Annotated in this window: 16 protein-coding genes, 2 rRNA genes and 2 pseudogenes; 19 read left to right on the forward strand and 1 reads right to left on the reverse strand. The window is 48.0% G+C overall.

Features of this window, described 5'->3' with window-relative positions:
• Window positions 1-101 precede the first annotated feature (101 nt).
• The 16 genes and pseudogenes from ACTWJ7_RS07630 (at window position 102) to ACTWJ7_RS07705 (ending at window position 11,565) form a co-directional block, all read left to right on the forward strand.
• Complete coding sequence (locus ACTWJ7_RS07630; protein ID WP_024631340.1) at window positions 102-353, forward strand: hypothetical protein; 252 nt, start codon at window positions 102-104, stop codon at window positions 351-353.
• 107 nt (window positions 354-460) lie between these two features.
• Window positions 461-988, forward strand: a complete 528-nt coding sequence (gene sigY / locus ACTWJ7_RS07635) for an RNA polymerase sigma factor SigY (RefSeq protein WP_301882581.1) — start codon at window positions 461-463, stop codon at window positions 986-988.
• A gap of 2 nt (window positions 989-990) precedes the next feature.
• The gene (locus ACTWJ7_RS07640; protein WP_301882580.1) at window positions 991-1,329 is read left to right on the forward strand and encodes a YxlC family protein; all 339 of its coding nucleotides are present in this window, start codon (window positions 991-993) and stop codon (window positions 1,327-1,329) included.
• A complete protein-coding gene (locus ACTWJ7_RS07645; RefSeq protein ID WP_443145262.1) occupies window positions 1,322-1,489 on the forward strand; it encodes a hypothetical protein in 168 nt (55 codons plus the stop codon). Before ACTWJ7_RS07640 ends, ACTWJ7_RS07645 begins: the two co-directional genes overlap by 8 nt.
• Before the next feature lie 189 nt (window positions 1,490-1,678).
• Window positions 1,679-2,061: pseudogene (locus ACTWJ7_RS07650) on the forward strand (ATPase).
• Between the two features lie 305 nt (window positions 2,062-2,366).
• On the forward strand, window positions 2,367-2,654 hold the full coding sequence (gene gatC / locus ACTWJ7_RS07655) for an Asp-tRNA(Asn)/Glu-tRNA(Gln) amidotransferase subunit GatC (protein ID WP_024631335.1): 288 nt from the start codon (window positions 2,367-2,369) through the stop codon (window positions 2,652-2,654).
• 27 nt (window positions 2,655-2,681) lie between these two features.
• Window positions 2,682-4,139, forward strand: coding sequence for an Asp-tRNA(Asn)/Glu-tRNA(Gln) amidotransferase subunit GatA (gene gatA / locus ACTWJ7_RS07660; RefSeq protein ID WP_301882576.1), 1,458 nt, complete (start codon window positions 2,682-2,684; stop codon window positions 4,137-4,139).
• 26 nt (window positions 4,140-4,165) lie between these two features.
• Window positions 4,166-5,604 (forward strand): annotated as a pseudogene (gene gatB / locus ACTWJ7_RS07665) (Asp-tRNA(Asn)/Glu-tRNA(Gln) amidotransferase subunit GatB).
• Between the two features lie 121 nt (window positions 5,605-5,725).
• Window positions 5,726-6,190 carry a GNAT family N-acetyltransferase gene (locus ACTWJ7_RS07670; RefSeq protein WP_301882574.1) on the forward strand — a complete coding sequence of 155 codons (465 nt, stop codon included), beginning with the start codon at window positions 5,726-5,728 and terminating at the stop codon, window positions 6,188-6,190.
• A gap of 33 nt (window positions 6,191-6,223) precedes the next feature.
• Window positions 6,224-6,934, forward strand: a complete 711-nt coding sequence (locus ACTWJ7_RS07675; protein WP_024631331.1) for an MgtC/SapB family protein — start codon at window positions 6,224-6,226, stop codon at window positions 6,932-6,934.
• A 146-nt stretch (window positions 6,935-7,080) separates the two neighbouring features.
• Window positions 7,081-7,674, forward strand: a complete 594-nt coding sequence (locus ACTWJ7_RS07680) for a hypothetical protein (protein ID WP_024631330.1) — start codon at window positions 7,081-7,083, stop codon at window positions 7,672-7,674.
• A 26-nt stretch (window positions 7,675-7,700) separates the two neighbouring features.
• Complete coding sequence (locus ACTWJ7_RS07685; RefSeq protein ID WP_079350044.1) at window positions 7,701-9,098, forward strand: DUF4097 family beta strand repeat-containing protein; 1,398 nt, start codon at window positions 7,701-7,703, stop codon at window positions 9,096-9,098.
• Between the two features lie 174 nt (window positions 9,099-9,272).
• Window positions 9,273-9,695 (forward strand): peroxide-responsive transcriptional repressor PerR, encoded by a 423-nt coding sequence (perR, locus tag ACTWJ7_RS07690; RefSeq protein ID WP_024631328.1) that lies wholly within the window; start codon window positions 9,273-9,275, stop codon window positions 9,693-9,695.
• Window positions 9,696-9,836: 141 nt separating this feature from the next.
• On the forward strand, window positions 9,837-10,277 hold the full coding sequence (locus tag ACTWJ7_RS07695; protein WP_443145263.1) for a stalk domain-containing protein: 441 nt from the start codon (window positions 9,837-9,839) through the stop codon (window positions 10,275-10,277).
• Between the two features lie 38 nt (window positions 10,278-10,315).
• On the forward strand, window positions 10,316-10,576 hold the full coding sequence (locus ACTWJ7_RS07700) for a hypothetical protein (protein ID WP_443145264.1): 261 nt from the start codon (window positions 10,316-10,318) through the stop codon (window positions 10,574-10,576).
• Between the two features lie 74 nt (window positions 10,577-10,650).
• On the forward strand, window positions 10,651-11,565 hold the full coding sequence (locus tag ACTWJ7_RS07705; RefSeq protein WP_443145265.1) for a glycosyl hydrolase family 18 protein: 915 nt from the start codon (window positions 10,651-10,653) through the stop codon (window positions 11,563-11,565).
• A 118-nt stretch (window positions 11,566-11,683) separates the two neighbouring features.
• On the opposite strand, the gene ACTWJ7_RS07710 is transcribed toward ACTWJ7_RS07705, so the two are convergent.
• A complete protein-coding gene (locus ACTWJ7_RS07710) occupies window positions 11,684-12,088 on the reverse strand; it encodes a YgzB family protein (protein ID WP_301882570.1) in 405 nt (134 codons plus the stop codon).
• Window positions 12,089-12,210: 122 nt separating this feature from the next.
• Between ACTWJ7_RS07710 and ACTWJ7_RS07715 the strand changes: the two genes are divergently transcribed.
• From ACTWJ7_RS07715 to ACTWJ7_RS07725, 3 genes are all read left to right on the forward strand, one after another.
• The gene (locus ACTWJ7_RS07715) at window positions 12,211-13,092 is read left to right on the forward strand and encodes a nucleotidyltransferase-like protein (RefSeq protein WP_301882569.1); all 882 of its coding nucleotides are present in this window, start codon (window positions 12,211-12,213) and stop codon (window positions 13,090-13,092) included.
• Window positions 13,093-13,555: 463 nt separating this feature from the next.
• Window positions 13,556-15,105 (forward strand): 16S ribosomal RNA (locus tag ACTWJ7_RS07720).
• A 356-nt stretch (window positions 15,106-15,461) separates the two neighbouring features.
• Window positions 15,462-18,386 (forward strand): 23S ribosomal RNA (locus ACTWJ7_RS07725).
• Together the 16S and 23S rRNA genes form the textbook arrangement of a ribosomal RNA operon.
• The last annotated feature ends 61 nt before the right edge of the window (window positions 18,387-18,447 follow it).

Consider the following 18,447-nt stretch of genomic DNA (forward strand, 5'->3'; position numbering starts at 1 on the left):
TCGTTCTTTTCCATTTAGCAAGTCGAATCATAATAAGCTTGAGCTTTAATAATAGTCAGAAGAATCATGGAATAATAGCTAAGGAGAGCGAGGAAATAGAAGTGGAGAAAAAGCGAGTTATCCAGTTGGGACAACGTGCCGAGCATCTGATCATCGAAGAAAACCTTCGAGCAATGGAGAATGGCAAAATAGAATCAATTCCCCAGCGTCCTCAACTACATAGTTACATCAGTAATGAGATGAATCAAATCAAGGATCAACAGCAAAATATATGGAGAAGTCGTTTATTAAACAGCGGTGCCCACAACCAACCGTGGTTCGACAAACTGCAAGATTACCGAAATGAAGTCTGATTGCCCGGGAAATTGTCGGCTTCAGATTTTTTTTGGATTGAATTGAACGTTTCTGCAGAGCCTGTCGTAATAACATAAGACTTAGCGGAGAGCAGGTGACAATCCAGATGGAGGCAGCCGAACTGGAAGAAGTACAGAGGGCGATACAGGGAGATGACAGTGCACTGGCAGAACTGCTCCAGCGTCACTACGCTTTTGTGTATAAGTATCTTGTCAAAGTAACGATGGACCCTAACGTTGCGGAGGAGACGGTGCAGGATACGATGATTCGATGTATGGAAAATATTCAAAGGTACGATGGTTCGTCTGCCTTTTCGTCATGGATGATTACGATTGCGACCCGGATATATATTGACAAGACGAGGCGCAGGCGAAGAGAGCAGATCTGGCTGGAGGCCGTTCGCAACCAAGCTGTAAGAAAGTTGCGATGGCAATTCGAGAGTCGGAATGAAAAATGGACGGATGTCATGGATGCCATGACAAGGTTAACGCCTGAGCATCGCATAGCCGTTCTTTTGAAGCATTATTATGGATATGGATATGATGAAATTGGTGAAATGCTGGGTATTCCATCCGGAACGGCGAAGTCGCGTACAGCCTATGGTCTTCGCCAATTGAGAAAGGAGCTGGGATGAGCATGAGCAGATCTGAAGAACAGGATGAACAAGAAATTCTGGCACGGATGCAACAACAGATGAAAGTGCTTGATGATGCTTATGAGCCTGTAAACATCCCTTCATTAGCCTCACTTGAAGCCAAAGTTAAGGAACGAAGGCAGCTAAGAAGGCGAGCCAATCGGATCGAATTGATTTTGTTCTGGATTGTGGGACTGTTCATTGTCGCCTTTGGTGCATTATTGTTACATTCGGCTCCGGCGCTATATTTGGGTATTCAGGCTGCTAGCTTGGTCGCAGCGATTGCCGTGGCAGCCATCTGGTCAGGGCGACGCCGGAAGGAGACGACTCATCATGAATGATTTTCATTATTCATTAGAAGAGATTCCGCTCGTATGGCTTATTCTACTTGCCATTGTACTGCTTGTTCAGGGAACATGGATCTTTCGGGATGCACGCAGGCGCGGCCGCTTTCCCTGGTTATGGGGATTGTGGGAATTACCAGTTTCCCGATGCCTTTGATCATATACTGGTTTGTTGCTGTTCGTGCAGACAGCAGGCCCCTAAGCAATCGAAAAAATAATAACATTATGCAACTAAAAAAAGATTTTGCACAAATGTTTTGTTTAATTCTAGTAATCGTAGACAGCGCTATTCTTTTCTAGTAGACTATACAAATAATAAAAAGATAGACTACCAGGAGGTTAGACGATGCTGCGATTAGGAGAGAAGGTTGTCATCGTCGCGGATGCGTTTGAGCAGAATCTTCCTGTGGGGAATATGGTTTCATCATCGCTTATGACCGGAATCCGGACAATGCGTTCGATTACGTTCTTCGAGTGCCGCAGGTAAATCGGAACTTTTTTGTTCCATCCGGCGACGTCGATCTGGAAGAGGTTCTGCTGAAGCAGGAAGCTGAGCGGGTCGAGCGGGAAGCGTTGATAGATTACGCCCTTGCGACACACAATGAGAAACTGTTTCATCATCTGATGAACGGAGACTTTCAAGCTGTGGAAGAGGAAGAGGAAACCGCGAACGATGTTATGTCACAGGCGGATTTTATAAAGCAGGTTAATCTGCGTGCATGGATTTAGAATTTGAAGAGTCGGCTGATGCCGGCTCTTTTTTGATTAGATTTAGAACGGTTGAACTTTGAAGCGTGTGTAAACTTGATATTGCATGTGGTAATTTTGCTAAATGGGTTTTGAAATATGCATTACAGGAGGACTCCACCGTTGTGGGGTTATTTTGCATATTCGGCAACTCGAGTCGTATGCATTGAATTGTCGAACTATCTCACCTATAATGAAAAAAGTTATCTTGGGACTTTAGCCCGTTAAACGAACGATTCGTTTTCGGCGGTTTCAGGAATCAGAACGAATGAAGGAGGCATCCGGAAATGAGTATTTCGAATAATGACGTTCAGCATGTGGCCAAGCTGGCCCGGCTTAATTTGACTGCTGAAGAAGAGCAAACCCTGACAGGGCAGCTGAACGCGATTTTAAAATATGCTGAGAAGCTGAATGAGTTGGACACTGATGACATTGAACCTACCACTCACGTGCTGCACGTCAGCAATGTGATGCGTGATGATGAGACGAAGGAAAGTTTGTCAATTGAACAGGTGATGCGCAATGCACCGGAAGAAGAAGACGGGCAGTTCAAAGTGCCTGCAGTAATGGAATAACGGATAACCGGAAGGAGGACGAATTACGTGAGTTTATTTGAACAATCGTTGCCGGAGATACATAACAAGCTGCACGCCAAGGAGCTGTCGGTAAGCGATCTGGTGGATCAGGCATATCAGAACATTGGTGCACGTGAAGAGAAGGTTAAGGCTTACTTGGCACTGGATGAAGAACAAGCACGTGCTCGTGCACGTCAACTGGATGATCGACTCGTCAGTGGCGAGGAGAAAGGGTTGCTTTTCGGTCTGCCCGTCGGCATTAAGGATAACATCGTGACAAACGGACTTCGTACAACATGCGGCAGCCAGTTTTTACGCAACTTCGACCCGGTATATGATGCAACGGTTGTCGAGAAGCTGAAAGCGGCGGATACCATCACGATCGGAAAACTGAACATGGACGAATTTGCCATGGGCGGCTCCAATGAAAATTCAAGCTTTTACCCTGTACGTAACCCATGGGCACTCGATCGTGTTCCAGGTGGTTCCAGCGGTGGATCGGCTGCTGCTGTGGCTGCTGGAGAAGCTTATTTCACATTGGGATCAGACACAGGGGGCTCTATCAGACAGCCCGCTTCCTATTGCGGCGTTGTCGGTTTGAAACCTACCTACGGACTCGTTTCACGTTTTGGTCTGGTTGCATTCGCATCCTCCCTGGACCAGATTGGACCTTTGACGAAAAATGTCGAGGATTCTGCCTATGTGCTGCAAGCCATTGCTGGTTATGATGCCAAAGATTCGACATCCGCGAAAGTGGATATCCCGGATTACTTGAGCGGACTGACAGGGGATGTCAAAGGGCTTCGTATCGCTGTTCCGAAGGAATACATTGGTGAAGGCGTTGATCCGCAAGTAAAAGAGACCGTTCTTTCTGCCTTGAAAGTCCTCGAAGGACTCGGCGCAACATGGGAAGAAGTATCCCTTCCGCATACCGAATATGCGGTGGCAACGTATTATCTTCTCGCTTCATCGGAAGCTTCTTCGAACCTGGCTCGCTTCGACGGCGTGCGTTATGGTGTTCGTGCAGACAATCCGGAAAACTTGCTGGATCTGTATCACCAGTCCCGCAGTCAAGGTTTTGGTCCCGAAGTAAAACGACGCATCATGCTTGGAACCTATGCGCTCAGCTCGGGTTACTACGATGCGTATTATTTGAAAGCCCAGAAAGTGCGTACGTTGATCAAACAGGACTTCGACGACGTATTTGCCAAATATGATGTCATCATTGGACCAACTGCGCCAACAACGGCATTCAAACTTGGTTCCCAAGTTGATGACCCACTTACCATGTATCTCAATGACATTCTGACCATCCCGGTCAGCTTGGCTGGTGTACCTGCAGTCAGCATCCCTTGCGGATTCTCGGATGGCCTACCTGTCGGCATGCAGATTATCGGTAAAGCCTTTGATGAAACGACCGTACTGCGCGTAGCACATGCGTTTGAACAAAATACGGAATTCCACAAGCAGCGTCCGCAGCTGTAGACTGCCAGGAACGGAGGAATATAGAAATGTCCGCATCTAAATATGAAACGGTCGTTGGGCTAGAAGTCCATGTCGAGTTGCATACAAACTCCAAAATCTTTTGCGGCTGCTCCACTGCCTTTGGAGCTCCGCCCAATACACATACTTGTCCGGTCTGTCTCGGACATCCAGGCGTATTGCCTGTATTGAATCGCCAAGCTGTAGATTACGCGATGAAAGCAGCCATGGCCCTTAACTGCACCATTGCTGATGTCAGCAAGTTTGACCGCAAAAACTACTTCTACCCCGATTCTCCGAAAGCTTATCAGATCTCACAATTTGATCAACCAATTGGTGAGAACGGCTGGATCGATATCGAAGTTAACGGTGAAACGAAGCGAATCGGCATTACGCGTCTTCATCTGGAAGAAGATGCAGGGAAGCTTACCCATGTTGACGGCGGCTATGCTTCATTGGTCGATTTCAACCGTGTCGGTACCCCTCTGGTGGAGATTGTCTCCGAACCTGAGATTTCTTCCCGGAAGAAGCGCGTGCATATCTTGAAAAATTACGTGCCATCATGCAGTACTGTGATGTGTCTGATGTGAAGATGGAAGAAGGCTCCCTGCGTTGTGATGCCAACATCAGTTTGCGTCCGCATGGACAGGAGAAGCTGGGCACAAGAGCCGAACTGAAAAACATGAACTCCTTCCGCGGCGTTCAGCGTGGTCTGGAATATGAACAGTATCGCCAAGCGGAAATTTTGGACGACGGCGGTGAAGTGGTTCAGGAAACTCGTCGCTGGGATGAGGCTCAAGGGAAAACACTGTCGATGCGTGGTAAAGAGCAAGCGCATGACTATCGTTATTTCCCGGACCCTGATTTGGTAAAGCTGCATATCGATGCAGCTTGGAAAGAACGGATCAGAGCTTCCATTCCGGAGCTTCCGGACGAACGTAAAGCCCGTTATACTGCTGACTATGGTCTGCCTAATTATGATGCAGAGGTTATTACGTCATCCAAAGCGGTCGCTGATCTTTTTGAAGACAGTCTGAAATACACCAAGGATGCCAAAGCCGTATCCAACTGGATTATGGGCGATTTGCTCGGTTATTTGAATACAAGCAACCTTGAATTGACTCAGGTGCCACTGACTGGCCAAGGTCTGGGTGAGATGATTGGATTGCTTGAAAAAGGTACAATTAACAGTAAGATCGCCAAAACGGTATTCAAGGAAATGCTGGAGAGCGGCAAGCTTCCACAGCAAATCGTTGAAGAAAAAGGTCTGGTCCAGATTAGTGACTCAGGTGCCATTCTCGCCATTGTAGAGCAGGTTGTTGCGAACAACCCGCAGTCCGTGGAAGATTACAAGGCTGGCAAGCAGAAAGCCATTGGTTTCCTCGTTGGTCAAGTCATGAAAGAAAGCAAAGGCAAAGCCAATCCGGGACTGGCCAACCAACTGCTTACAGATGTACTGAACCGCTAATCCATCCGGTGAGGCCGGACAGAAAGAGGCTCGTCCCTGTGACAGCCTCTTTTTGTGTTAGGGGTACAGGTTTGATTTCGTTGTCCTGGATTCAGTGATGTACAAAGGAGATGAGGAAGGTATGAAGATTCAATCGTTGTCTTTGAACGATGTGGAGATGGTAGGTCAGTTGTGGCGGTTACAGCATGTGTCTTATCGGCTTGAAGCGGAAATCATCGGATTTCAGGAAATTCCGCCTTTAATGGATACGATGGAGACACTGCAGAATTGTGGAGAGACTTTTTACGGCTATCTGGACACGGATGGCGAATTGCTTGGTGCGGTTGCAGTGGATGAGGAAGAGATCAATACATTGACGATTACACGAATGATGGTGCACCCTGAACATTTTCGTAAAGGAATTGCTGCTGCTTTGATGACGTATGTGTTTGAACAGCATTCGGATCTTCCGCGTTATATCGTTTCTACAGGAACGTTGAATCAACCAGCCGTCCAATTGTATACCAAATTCGGTTTCAAACCCGTGGAAGTTGTACAGATTGCACCGGGAGTGGAATTAACGACATTTCATAAGAATAAAGATTAATGATGTAAACAACGTGGAGGAGGAGTACCGGTTTTGGGCAATCCCTGGTTGATAGATGAGTGGCACATTTTATTGCGATTATTACTGGCTATGCTGCTTGGGGGGCTTGTAGGCCTGGAGCGGGAACGTTCCAATCATGCTGCCGGTTTGCGTACCCACATTCTGGTATGTCTTGGATCTGCACTCATTATGATGTTATCTGTTTATGGTTTTAAAGATTTTGCCAATGAATTAAATGTTAGGATTGATCCGGCCCGTTTGGCGACAGCTGTTATTACTGGCGTTGGGTTTCTCGGAGCCGGCACGATTCTTTTTACCGGAAAGTCGATTACCGGACTGACAACGGCAGCTTCCATTTGGGTGGTGGCAGCCATCGGACTGGCAACAGGCGCGGGATTCTTTTTTGCTTCCATCGTGTCAACAGTCTTGGTATTGCTTAACCTCTGGGTTTTCAATAAGTTGGAGCTTAGGTATATACGGGGAAACAAACTGCATGTCGTTACGCTTCATACCTTGTCTGAGCCCGGCTTTCTGGAACAGGTATCTTCATTTCTGGAGCAGGAGAAGATCAAAATCCGTAAAATAACGGTTAATGAGCAGGATTTGGCTTATGCAGAAATGATATCGGTTGAACGCAAAATTGAAATTGTGCTGCATGTTTACATGCCACATGAGTTCAGTGCAGTACAGCTTGTATCCAAATTAAGACAGTGGGAACATGTAACGAAGGTGTCGGTCGAATAAATGAATTAAACCCTCTGAAGCCCTTAGTGCCGGAGGGTTTTTGCTCATAACCATATTTCTTCCAGTTACTCTCCCGGCTCTTTAGGGTACTATCTAACCAAATGCATGAAGAGCGGGAACATCAGCCCGGAAGAAAGGAGTCGTTTATGAATCGGAAACGTCAGTCGAACATTCATTCCAGCGGAACGCGAGGAAAACCTGTCCGAAATCGGACTCACAAGTTTATTGCCGGGTTGCTAAGTGCGGTTATTCCCGGTCTGGGCCATATCTATCTCCGACTATATATGAGAGGTCTGACTTTCATGATGCTTGTGCTTCTGGACCTGTCAGCACTCTTGTACTTCTCATCTATTGGAATACAGATCAATGTACCATTGCTTATCCTGCTGGCATTGTTTATTCCGGTGATTTACTTTTACAATGTATTCGATGTATTACAGTCTGCGGACTGGGTGATGATGCGCAGAAGAAGAGCGATTACTCACAATAGCTCGGACAAGCCGATCCCTAATGAACGTTCTGCAGGGGAAGCTATGATGGTGTGGGAGAGAGGCATTTCGTTTGGGCTGCTTCTTATTGTAGGGGGATCGCTGTTAGTTTTGTTCTTTCGCAAACCGCGTTGGTTTAAAGAGCTAATCGCTGTGTATGGCGGATACACTTTTGCTGTTCTGATGATCGCAGGAGGACTTATCCTTTTTGGACGAGAAATCTGGGTCATGCTTCGCAAGAAGAAAATCTAGTGTGAACTATTCAAGGAGGGATAGCCATGAACCGTAAAGTCCGGGTCGGCCGCTATACGGCTGCCGCTTTAATCATAGCTGTCGGTGTGCTGTTGATTTTGGATAAACGGTGGGGAACGGACTATGTATATGAGATGGTCGACTGGTGGCCCCTCTTGCTCGTAGTATTGGGTATGGAATACATACTGTTGTTCTTAGTAACACGCAGAAGAGGGAATTTAGCTTCAGATCAAGGTGACAAAATTAAAATGCGCTTCAGACCCGATGCGAAAGGTATCCTGACTTCCCTTCTCCTGACAGCCTCTGTATTTATCGTTACAGAGCAGGATCATTACATGCATTTGTGGAACAGGGTGAGTCTTAACCTGGGAGCGGCATCTATGGATTATAGCCAGGCAGCAGGGTACATGGAAGATAAGGGTACGATTCGGGTGCCTGTAGGTATGGATACTTCGGACATTATTGTTGAGGGAGTGAACGGGGATATCTCGGTACAGCGAGGGGACACGGAAGAGATTGAAGTGCGCACGGTAGTTTGGGTAGATCAGACAACCGAAGTACAGGCCAAAGCTGTGGCAGACGCTTCCTTTGTTGAGACGGACGGGACAAAAGTAATTCATATCAAGACGACAGGCAAAACGTATGGAGAAAACGAGAAAACACAACCACGGATGAATATTACCATAACGATCCCGGATGATCGTCGTTTCAATCTCGATATTCGAACGTCTAATGGAGCCATATTACTGAATCGTCCGGAAGCCATTAGTACCATTTTTGCTGAGACAGGGAATGGACGTATACGAATTACGAATGCCGTAGGTGATATTTCGGGTAAAACACTGAATGGTGATGTCATTGTGGCAAATGCGATCGGAAATGTGGACTTGAACAGTAATCGAGGGGATATGAAGGCCCGTGGAATTTCTGGAAATGTGAATCTGACTACACAAGTCGGAAGTATTAGCATCACCGACTCGGTTGGAGAGATCACAGCGGATACCAGAAACGGAAGTATTAATGTAGACGGCGCAAGTTTGGCGGTCAAAGCTCAGTCCCTCAATGGAAGCATAAGCATTGTATCCGCCAAAGTAGGCGGTGACTGGGACATTTATAGCGCTGTAGGTGCGATTAACATTCTGCTTCCGGAGCGTGGGGATTATAGCCTTAGTGGTTCCAGCAGTTATGGAGATTTGCAAACGGATCTGCCGTTTACCGTGAAGAATAAAACGATTGAGGGCCAGCTTGGTGAAGGAGAGTATACGGTTAAAGTTGAGGGGAACAGCGACCTCACTATTGATCGTAATCCTGCAGTGCCTCCTGTTGGGACGAATACACTGGATTCGGAAAATACGGATGATAACTTGGAACAAATGACCGAAGACGGACAGAATTCCCAAGACGAAACGTCTGAAGTTCCCTGACTGGCGCGTTGACAATAAACTTGCAATCGCCGTACAATAAATATAAACTGGCAAGGTTACACGGCAGGGGAAATGTAATGCTGTTGTTCCAGCCGAGGATCAACTCTGAAAGAAGAGACAACATGATAATGCTTTTGTCTCGACAGAGTAATGAAAGGTAAGGCGGTGGGTTTTATGGCAACACGTGTCCAACATGCGTTGGAGCATCTGAAAACGACCGGTGTCCGTATTACACCCCAGCGTCATGCCATATTGAATTATCTGATGGAATCCATGGGGCATCCGACAGCCGATGAAATTTACCGTGCGCTTGAACCCCAGTTTCCCAGTATGAGCGTGGCGACTGTATATAACAATTTGAAGATGTTTCTGGAAGCGGGCATGGTCCGGGAGTTGACATACGGAGATAACTCAAGTCGCTTCGATGCCAATGTGACGGATCATTACCATGTTATCTGTGATAAATGCGGCAAGATTGAAGACTTTAGTTATCCTTCGCTAAAAAGCGTGGAGCTTCAGGCGGAGTCAAGTACAGGCTTTGAAGTACATGGTCACCGACTGGAAGTATATGGTGTTTGTAAAAGTTGCAGGGATTAAGAGAGTTGAATTACAATATTAACGTGCAGAATTCAGTTTGGATTCTTCACGTTTTTTGTTTTTAGGACGATAGAATGTATATAGCTCTCAGCAGGTTAGATATTTCATGATTCAGTATGATTGATTAACGGAGGTAGACGTTTGAGTAGAAAAAGCAGATATACACGTCAGAAGCGCCGCTCGTTCTGGCCTGGATTTTTGGCTGCCTGTGTTATTGCAGGCGGTGCTTATTGGCTAATAACGAATGTTTGGCTTAGTCAGAGTCACGAAGACCCCGACTGGATTGGCATGAATCAACCTATTTTTGTGGACGGACAATTGATGGATGGTGAGGCTGCAGGAACGGGAGATCAGCTTAAGTTGCCTGTATCGGTGCTGCAAGAGGCGATTGATTCCGGAATACGGTACGAAGCTGACACAGGAGATATCATTATTGCATCACCGCAGCGAGTGCTTCATATGAAGGAAGGTAGTACGAAGGCAGAACTTAATCATCGAGATTATCCTATGACGGTTAAACCGGAGGTCGTTGGGGAGAAGCTTATATTCCGCTCAAACCACTCAAAGAAGTATACGGATTAGCTATACAGGAAGATGCTACAACGGGTGCAGTGATATTGATGCGTGGAGGCGACACCATTCAGTATGCAGAGATTGATACCTTGTCTTCCAAGGCAGACAAAACGGTTCCTTTGTATAAGCGTGGCGGAGCATCTTCTCCCATCATTGCCGATATGGAGCAGGACGCACGAGTAAGAGTTTGGCAAACGGGTGATGACCAGAGCTTTGTGCAGTTGGATAATGGTTATGCCGGTTATGTAGCTAATAAATATGTCACCCTTACGGAGAAAAGGAGCTGGACAAGCCCGCATTCACACTGACCGCAGCGGAGAAAAAGTGGCAGAATAAACCGGTAAACCTGGTTTGGGAAGCCGTATACAATCGACAGCCTGATGTGGCTTCGATCGGCAAAATGCCTGGAGTCAACGTCGTCAGCCCCACGTGGTTCCATATTACAGATGGACAAGGCAACGTAAAAAGCAAAGGGGATAAAGCCTATGTCAACTGGGCTCACCGTTCCGGTATGGAAGTGTGGGCCTTGATGGATAACAGCTTTGACCCGGATATTACGAAAGAAGCCGTGGCCTCATATGAGACACGTACGCATATTATTGAGCAGATGCTGGAATATGCACAGACTTATCATTTGGACGGCATTAACATTGATTTTGAAAACGTCTATACAGACGATGGACCGAATATCACTCAATTTGTCCGCGAAATCAAGGCGATGGCGCGTATACATGGCTTGATGCTCTCGGTTGATGTGACGCCGAAATCGAACAGTGAGATGTGGTCCGCTTTTCTGGATCGTCGCTCGTTAGGCTCTTTTGCCGATTATATTGTCGTTATGGCATATGATGAGCACTGGGCCGCAAGTCCAAAGGCTGGTTCGGTTGCCTCGCTTCCATGGACCGAATCTTCTATGAGACGGATCCTGGAGGAGGATGAAGTACCCTCGAACAAATTGATTATGGCTGTACCGCTATATACTCGAATCTGGACGGAAGAGGCCAATGATCAAGGAGAAGTGAAAGTGTCTTCCAAAGCTGTAGGCATGAGTACTATCGCAGACCTGATCAAGGAAAAGAAACTCAAACCTGTCTTGGATAAACAAAGCGGACAGAATTATGTGGAATATTCCGAGGATGGGGCCACCAAGAAAATATGGATAGAAGATGCCGTCTCGCTTCAGGCACGTGTTGATTTGGTTGCTTCGCTGAAATTGGGAGGCGTAGCTGCATGGAATCGAAGCTTTGCCGATGCATCCGCATGGGAGACGCTCAAACAGGCAGGGTATTCGAAATAGACCTGAAATAGCTGTACTGAACTTATATCAATTATTTTAAAAGTTTTTCTGAATTCAAAAAAGGTCCGGTGAAGATACCGGGCCTTTTTCTGTCTCAGGGCTTTGATGAAAAGAACATCTAGCTGTTGGAACTCACGCCATGATCTGTGTCGGTAGGGGATGGAGGTGTGGAATGCGCTTTCAGCTGTGAACTTGTTATATTGGCCTGATTAGGGTCCAGGGTAAGGATGGTGTGACAGAACATACAACGATCCGTCTTGCCGAGCATTTTGGTTAACTTGCCACATTCCGGACAGTCCACTTGTACAGCGCTTGTGGAAAGCATACCAGCCCAGAAATAAATGGCCAGACTAGCCATCATGGCAATCAGTCCGATCACCAGTCCCACAGCGGCAAATACTTTACCCGCGTGTCCCCAGAACACAATTCCGGCAGTTCCCAGTACCATTAGGCCCATGCCTAGCATGGTAAGTAGTAGTCCCCAAGTGCGAAAAGCATTAATTTTTGCTGATTTAAAAATCATGAAAAATGCTCCTATCGTATGAGTAGTATCGGACCTGGATAAGAAGGAAACTTTAGTCAGCATGTAGAATTACATTATAACTGACTTGGCGCTTATCTGCCATGAATTGTATGGAGGGAATCGTGGAACTAAAGAACCTTGCTTTTTTGTCCGAACAGTCGGAAGAGACAGGGGCAGTTGGGGCTATCGCTTATTCCCACCCGGGAGATCGATTCCACGGCTCCCTAATCCAGGATTTTGAATTGCTCGTACTTGTTGTTCATAATACCGACCAGTTGATATCCAAGGTTGGACACTACAAATATGGTGATGTTCGTTATCAAATGATCTATGTCAGTCGTCATGAATTGCAGAGCAGTGTAATTACGGGGGATAACAATAACATCATGCAGTGTCTGATTGAAGGCGAGATCATCTGGGAAGCGGATAATGCCTTGAGCGATTTGAGAGAGGAACTATCTGCTTTTGGAACCGAATTACGTGAGCAAAAGCTGCTTCATGAATTCGCCAGTTTTTTAAAAATGTATGTGGAAGCCAAACGTTACATTCAAGAGGGTCATGTTGTAGATGCCTACTACAATGTGCTTGAAGCACTGGGGAACTGGGCTCGAATTGTACTCATTGAGCAGGGGATTTACCCGGATCATGCTGTCTGGACACATGTACAGAGTTTGGATCGTGCTTTGTGGAAGCTATATCAGGAGCTTACAGTAAGTTCGGAGACGCTGGAACAGAGAGTTGAGCTTGTACTGCTTGCTTGTGAGTTCTCAGTGATGTCCAAAATGAGCGACTGCTCCGGATTGCTTCTACGTGTGCTGGGAAGTCGAAGGGAACCGTGGAGTATGGATGAACTTGTCCATCATCCGCAGTTGAGATTTGTACGGGAGGATCTGCCGCTCATTCTTCGTAAGCTGGTATTTCGTTCTATAGTAAAAGAATCGGCAGGTTGGCCATCCTTTATAGGTGGAGATGGACGGGAAATCCGTTATTGGGTTGAGGGGTGAATACTCGTAAAGCCGACCGCAAAATGGTAAATAACGTAGGAGGGGAAACCTTCCTTTTTTGTTTGTTTAATAATTTATAAAAAGAAGTTGACTCTTATTCAGGAAATATGATACATTATATTTCGTTCCTCAAACGAGCTTATCGTCAACAAATGATAAATTCTGCACAGGAAATCGTGAAGAGCTAAAGCTTCAAAAAAAGAAATTAAAAAAAAGTTCTTGACGAAAACAAACGAAATGTGTTACATTATTTAAGTCGCCGCCGAAAACGTGGTTGAGACGAAAAAGAGTAACACAAATCAAGTTTGATCTTTGAAAACTGAACAACGAGTGAGTAACGATCTTGCTTGCAAGATCGACGCTGAAAAATCGGTACACGTCTTCGGACGGTATGATTTCGAAGCATAAATGAGATTTTTAATCTCGTCAGTTTCAAAATGAGCATATCGCTCTTTTCAATACTTTATTGGAGAGTTTGATCCTGGCTCAGGACGAACGCTGGCGGCATGCCTAATACATGCAAGTCGAGCGGACTTGAAGAGAAGCTTGCTTCTCCGATGGTTAGCGGCGGACGGGTGAGTAACACGTAGGCAACCTGCCCTCAAGTTTGGGACAACTACCGGAAACGGTAGCTAATACCGAATAGTTGTTTTCTTCTCCTGAAGAAAACTGGAAAGACGGAGCAATCTGTCACTTGGGGATGGGCCTGCGGCGCATTAGCTAGTTGGTGGGGTAACGGCTCACCAAGGCGACGATGCGTAGCCGACCTGAGAGGGTGATCGGCCACACTGGGACTGAGACACGGCCCAGACTCCTACGGGAGGCAGCAGTAGGGAATCTTCCGCAATGGGCGAAAGCCTGACGGAGCAATGCCGCGTGAGTGATGAAGGTTTTCGGATCGTAAAGCTCTGTTGCCAGGGAAGAACGCTTGGGAGAGTAACTGCTCTCAAGGTGACGGTACCTGAGAAGAAAGCCCCGGCTAACTACGTGCCAGCAGCCGCGGTAATACGTAGGGGCAAGCGTTGTCCGGAATTATTGGGCGTAAAGCGCGCGCAGGCGGTCATTTAAGTCTGGTGTTTAATCCCGGGCTCAACCCCGGATCGCACTGGAAACTGGGTGACTTGAGTGCAGAAGAGGAGAGTGGAATTCCACGTGTAGCGGTGAAATGCGTAGATATGTGGAGGAACACCAGTGGCGAAGGCGACTCTCTGGGCTGTAACTGACGCTGAGGCGCGAAAGCGTGGGGAGCAAACAGGATTAGATACCCTGGTAGTCCACGCCGTAAACGATGAGTGCTAGGTGTTAGGGGTTTCGATACCCTTGGTGCCGAAGTTAACACATTAAGCACTCCGCCTGGGGAGTACGGTCGCAAGACTGAAACTCAAAGGAATTGACGGGGACCCGCACAAGCAGTGGAGTATGTGGTTTAATTCGAAGCAACGCGAAGAACCTTACCAGGTCTTGACATCCCTCTGACCGGTACAGAGATGTACCTTTCCTTCGGGACAGAGGAGACAGGTGGTGCATGGTTGTCGTCAGCTCGTGTCGTGAGATGTTGGGTTAAGTCCCGCAACGAGCGCAACCCTTGATCTTAGTTGCCAGCACTTCGGGTGGGCACTCTAAGGTGACTGCCGGTGACAAACCGGAGGAAGGTGGGGATGACGTCAAATCATCATGCCCCTTATGACCTGGGCTACACACGTACTACAATGGCCGGTACAACGGGCAGTGAAACCGCGAGGTGGAACAAATCCTAAAAAGCCGGTCTCAGTTCGGATTGCAGGCTGCAACTCGCCTGCATGAAGTCGGAATTGCTAGTAATCGCGGATCAGCATGCCGCGGTGAATACGTTCCCGGGTCTTGTACACACCGCCCGTCACACCACGAGAGTTTATAACACCCGAAGTCGGTGGGGTAACCGCAAGGAGCCAGCCGCCGAAGGTGGGATAGATGATTGGGGTGAAGTCGTAACAAGGTAGCCGTATCGGAAGGTGCGGCTGGATCACCTCCTTTCTATGGAGAATCGTTTCCTGTAACGGAAACATTCAAATCGCAGACTAGATCTGCACAAACTTACTCACTCGTTGCTCAGTTTTGAGAGCTCAAACTCTCAAACAGCTTGCTTTTGCATGGAGCTTGTTCTTTGAAAACTAGATATCGAAACGAAATTTTGCGATTTAGAACATTCCTTTTAGGGATGAATGCTTGTTCGGTTCAAGTAACCGATCAACAATCATCCTAGCTGAACTTGTGTATAACAAGTTTCAATAAATAGTGAAAACTGCATTGCGATGGTATCGGATGGGAGCGACTTTTGGCTTTGCGTAAGCAAAACAAGGGAAGCGAGCAGTCGAAACCGGAGCAATTATGGTTAAGCTACTAAGAGCACACGGAGGATGCCTAGGCGCTAGGAGCCGATGAAGGACGTGGCGAACAACGAAACTGCCTCGGGGAGCTGTAAGCAAGCTTTGATCCGGGGGTGTCCGAATGGGGAAACCCAGCTGGGGTAATTTCCAGTTACTCACAACTGAATACATAGGTTGTGTAGAGGCATACCAAGGGAACTGAAACATCTAAGTACCTTGAGGAAGAGAAAACAATAGTGATTCCGTCAGTAGCGGCGAGCGAACGCGGAGAAGCCCAAACCAGAGAGCTTGCTCTCTGGGGTTGTGGGACGTCTCACATGGAGTTACAAAGGAACCGGTTAAGTGAAGAGGTCTGGAAAGGCCCGCCAAAGAAGGTAAAAGCCCTGTAGTTGAAAGTCTGTTCCCTCCGAGACGGATCCCGAGTAGTGCGGGGCACGTGAAACCCCGTATGAATCCGGCAGGACCATCTGCCAAGGCTAAATACTTCCTAGCGACCGATAGTGAAGCAGTACCGTGAGGGAAAGGTGAAAAGCACCCCGGAAGGGGAGTGAAATAGAACCTGAAACCGTGTGCTTACAAAAAGTCAGAGCCCGTTTTAGGGGTGATGGCGTGCCTTTTGTAGAATGAACCGGCGAGTTACGTTCCCGTGCAAGGTTAAGGTGAAGAGCCGGAGCCGCAGCGAAAGCGAGTCTGAATAGGGCGATGTAGTACGTGGACGTAGACCCGAAACCGGGTGATCTACCCCTGTCCAGGGTGAAGGTGCGGTAACACGCACTGGAGGCCCGAACCCACGCATGTTGAAAAATGCGGGGATGAGGTGGGGGTAGCGGAGAAATTCCAATCGAACTCGGAGATAGCTGGTTCTCCCCGAAATAGCTTTAGGGCTAGCCTCGGAAAACAGAGTCGTGGAGGTAGAGCACTGATTGGGTGCGGGGCCCGCAAGGGTTACCAAGCTCAGTCAAACTCCGAATGCCATAGACTTACTTCCGGGAGTCAGACAGTGAGTGCTAAGATCCATTGTCAAAAGGGAAACAGCCCAGACCATCAGCTAAGGTCCCCAAGTGTGTGTTAAGTGGGAAAGGATGTGGAGTTGCACAGACAACCAGGATGTTGGCTTAGAAGCAGCCACCATTGAAAGAGTGCGTAATAGCTCACTGGTCGAGTGACTCTGCGCCGAAAATGTAACGGGGCTAAACACACCACCGAAGCTATGGCTTGATGCTTTGCATCAGGGGTAGGGGAGCGTTGTATAAGGGTTGAAGGTGTACCGTAAGGAGCGCTGGACATTATACAAGTGAGAATGCCGGTATGAGTAACGAAAAGATCAGTGAGAATCTGATCCGCCGAAAGCCTAAGGGTTCCTGAGGAAGGCTCGTCCGCTCAGGGTAAGTCGGGACCTAAGGCGAGGCCGAAAGGCGTAGTCGAAGGACAACAGGTCGAAATTCCTGTACCACCGTAAGCCGTTATGAGCAATGGGGGACGCAGCAGGGTAGTGACGCGGACTGATGGATGTCCGTCTAAGCAGTGAGGCTGATGTGTAGGCAAATCCGCACATCGTAAGGCTGGACTGTGATGGGGAGCGAAAATTAGAGTAGCGAAGGTCATGATCTCACACTGCCAAGAAAAGCCTCTAGCCAGGTGATGGTGCCCGTACCGCAAACCGACACAGGTAGGCGAGAAGAGAATTCTAAGGCGCGCGGAAGAACTCTCGTTAAGGAACTCGGCAAAATGACCCCGTAACTTCGGGAGAAGGGGTGCCCCGGTAGTGTGAATAGCACGAGGGGGCCGCAGTGAAAAGGCCCAAGCGACTGTTTAGCAAAAACACAGGTCTGTGCGAAGCCGTAAGGCGAAGTATACGGGCTGACGCCTGCCCGGTGCTGGAAGGTTAAGGGGAGCGGTTAGGAGCAATCCGAAGCTGTGAACCGAAGCCCCAGTAAACGGCGGCCGTAACTATAACGGTCCTAAGGTAGCGAAATTCCTTGTCAGGTAAATTCTGACCCGCACGAATGGCGTAACGACTTGGGCGCTGTCTCAACGAGAGATCCGGTGAAATTTTAATACCTGTGAAGATGCAGGTTACCCGCGACAAGACGGAAAGACCCCATGGAGCTTTACTGCAGCTTGATATTGAATTTGGGTACGATCTGTACAGGATAGGTGGGAGCCTTTGAAACGTGAGCGCCAGCTTGCGTGGAGGCACCGTTGGGATACCACCCTGATCGTATCTAGGTTCTAACCTGGTACCGTAATCCGGTGCGGGGACAGTGTCAGGTGGGCAGTTTGACTGGGGCGGTCGCCTCCTAAAGAGTAACGGAGGCGCCCAAAGGTTCCCTCAGAATGGTTGGAAATCATTCGAAGAGTGCAAAGGCATAAGGGAGCTTGACTGCGAGACCTACAAGTCGAGCAGGGACGAAAGTCGGGCTTAGTGATCCGGTGGTACCGCATGGAAGGGCCATCGCTCAACGGATAAAAGCTACCCTGGGGATAACAGGCTTATCTCCCCCAAGAGTCCACATCGACGGGGAGGTTTGGCACCTCGATGTCGGCTCATCGCATCCTGGGGCTGAAGTAGGTCCCAAGGGTTGGGCTGTTCGCCCATTAAAGCGGTACGCGAGCTGGGTTCAGAACGTCGTGAGACAGTTCGGTCCCTATCTGTCGTGGGCGTAGGAAATTTGAGAGGAGCTGTCCTTAGTACGAGAGGACCGGGATGGACGTACCGCTGGTGTACCAGTTGTTCCGCCAGGAGCACCGCTGGGTAGCTATGTACGGAAGGGATAAGCGCTGAAAGCATCTAAGCGTGAAGCCCCCCTCAAGATGAGATTTCCCAGTATGTAAGACCCCTTGAAGACGACGAGGTAGATAGGCTGGGGGTGGAAGTGCAGCAATGCATGGAGCTGACCAGTACTAATCGGTCGAGGGCTTATCCAAGATATGCAGGTGATACATCGCAAGTTTCGTTTCGGATCTAGTTTTCAGAGAATAATCTCTG

Source organism: Paenibacillus sp. 1A_MP2 (assembly GCF_052244825.1).
Taxonomy (GTDB): domain Bacteria; phylum Bacillota; class Bacilli; order Paenibacillales; family Paenibacillaceae; genus Paenibacillus; species Paenibacillus vandeheii.

Coding starts and splice junctions, on each gene's coding strand:
- sigY (WP_301882581.1), top strand. CDS start 461: ATGGAGGCAGCCGAACTGGAAGAAGTACAGAGGGCGATACAGGGAGAT.
- gatC (WP_024631335.1), top strand. CDS start 2,367: ATGAGTATTTCGAATAATGACGTTCAGCATGTGGCCAAGCTGGCCCGG.
- ACTWJ7_RS07685 (WP_079350044.1), top strand. CDS start 7,701: ATGAACCGTAAAGTCCGGGTCGGCCGCTATACGGCTGCCGCTTTAATC.
- ACTWJ7_RS07670 (WP_301882574.1), top strand. CDS start 5,726: ATGAAGATTCAATCGTTGTCTTTGAACGATGTGGAGATGGTAGGTCAG.
- ACTWJ7_RS07710 (WP_301882570.1), bottom strand. CDS start 12,088: ATGATTTTTAAATCAGCAAAAATTAATGCTTTTCGCACTTGGGGACTA.
- ACTWJ7_RS07640 (WP_301882580.1), top strand. CDS start 991: ATGAGCAGATCTGAAGAACAGGATGAACAAGAAATTCTGGCACGGATG.
- ACTWJ7_RS07680 (WP_024631330.1), top strand. CDS start 7,081: ATGAATCGGAAACGTCAGTCGAACATTCATTCCAGCGGAACGCGAGGA.
- ACTWJ7_RS07700 (WP_443145264.1), top strand. CDS start 10,316: ATGCGTGGAGGCGACACCATTCAGTATGCAGAGATTGATACCTTGTCT.
- ACTWJ7_RS07645 (WP_443145262.1), top strand. CDS start 1,322: ATGAATGATTTTCATTATTCATTAGAAGAGATTCCGCTCGTATGGCTT.
- perR (WP_024631328.1), top strand. CDS start 9,273: ATGGCAACACGTGTCCAACATGCGTTGGAGCATCTGAAAACGACCGGT.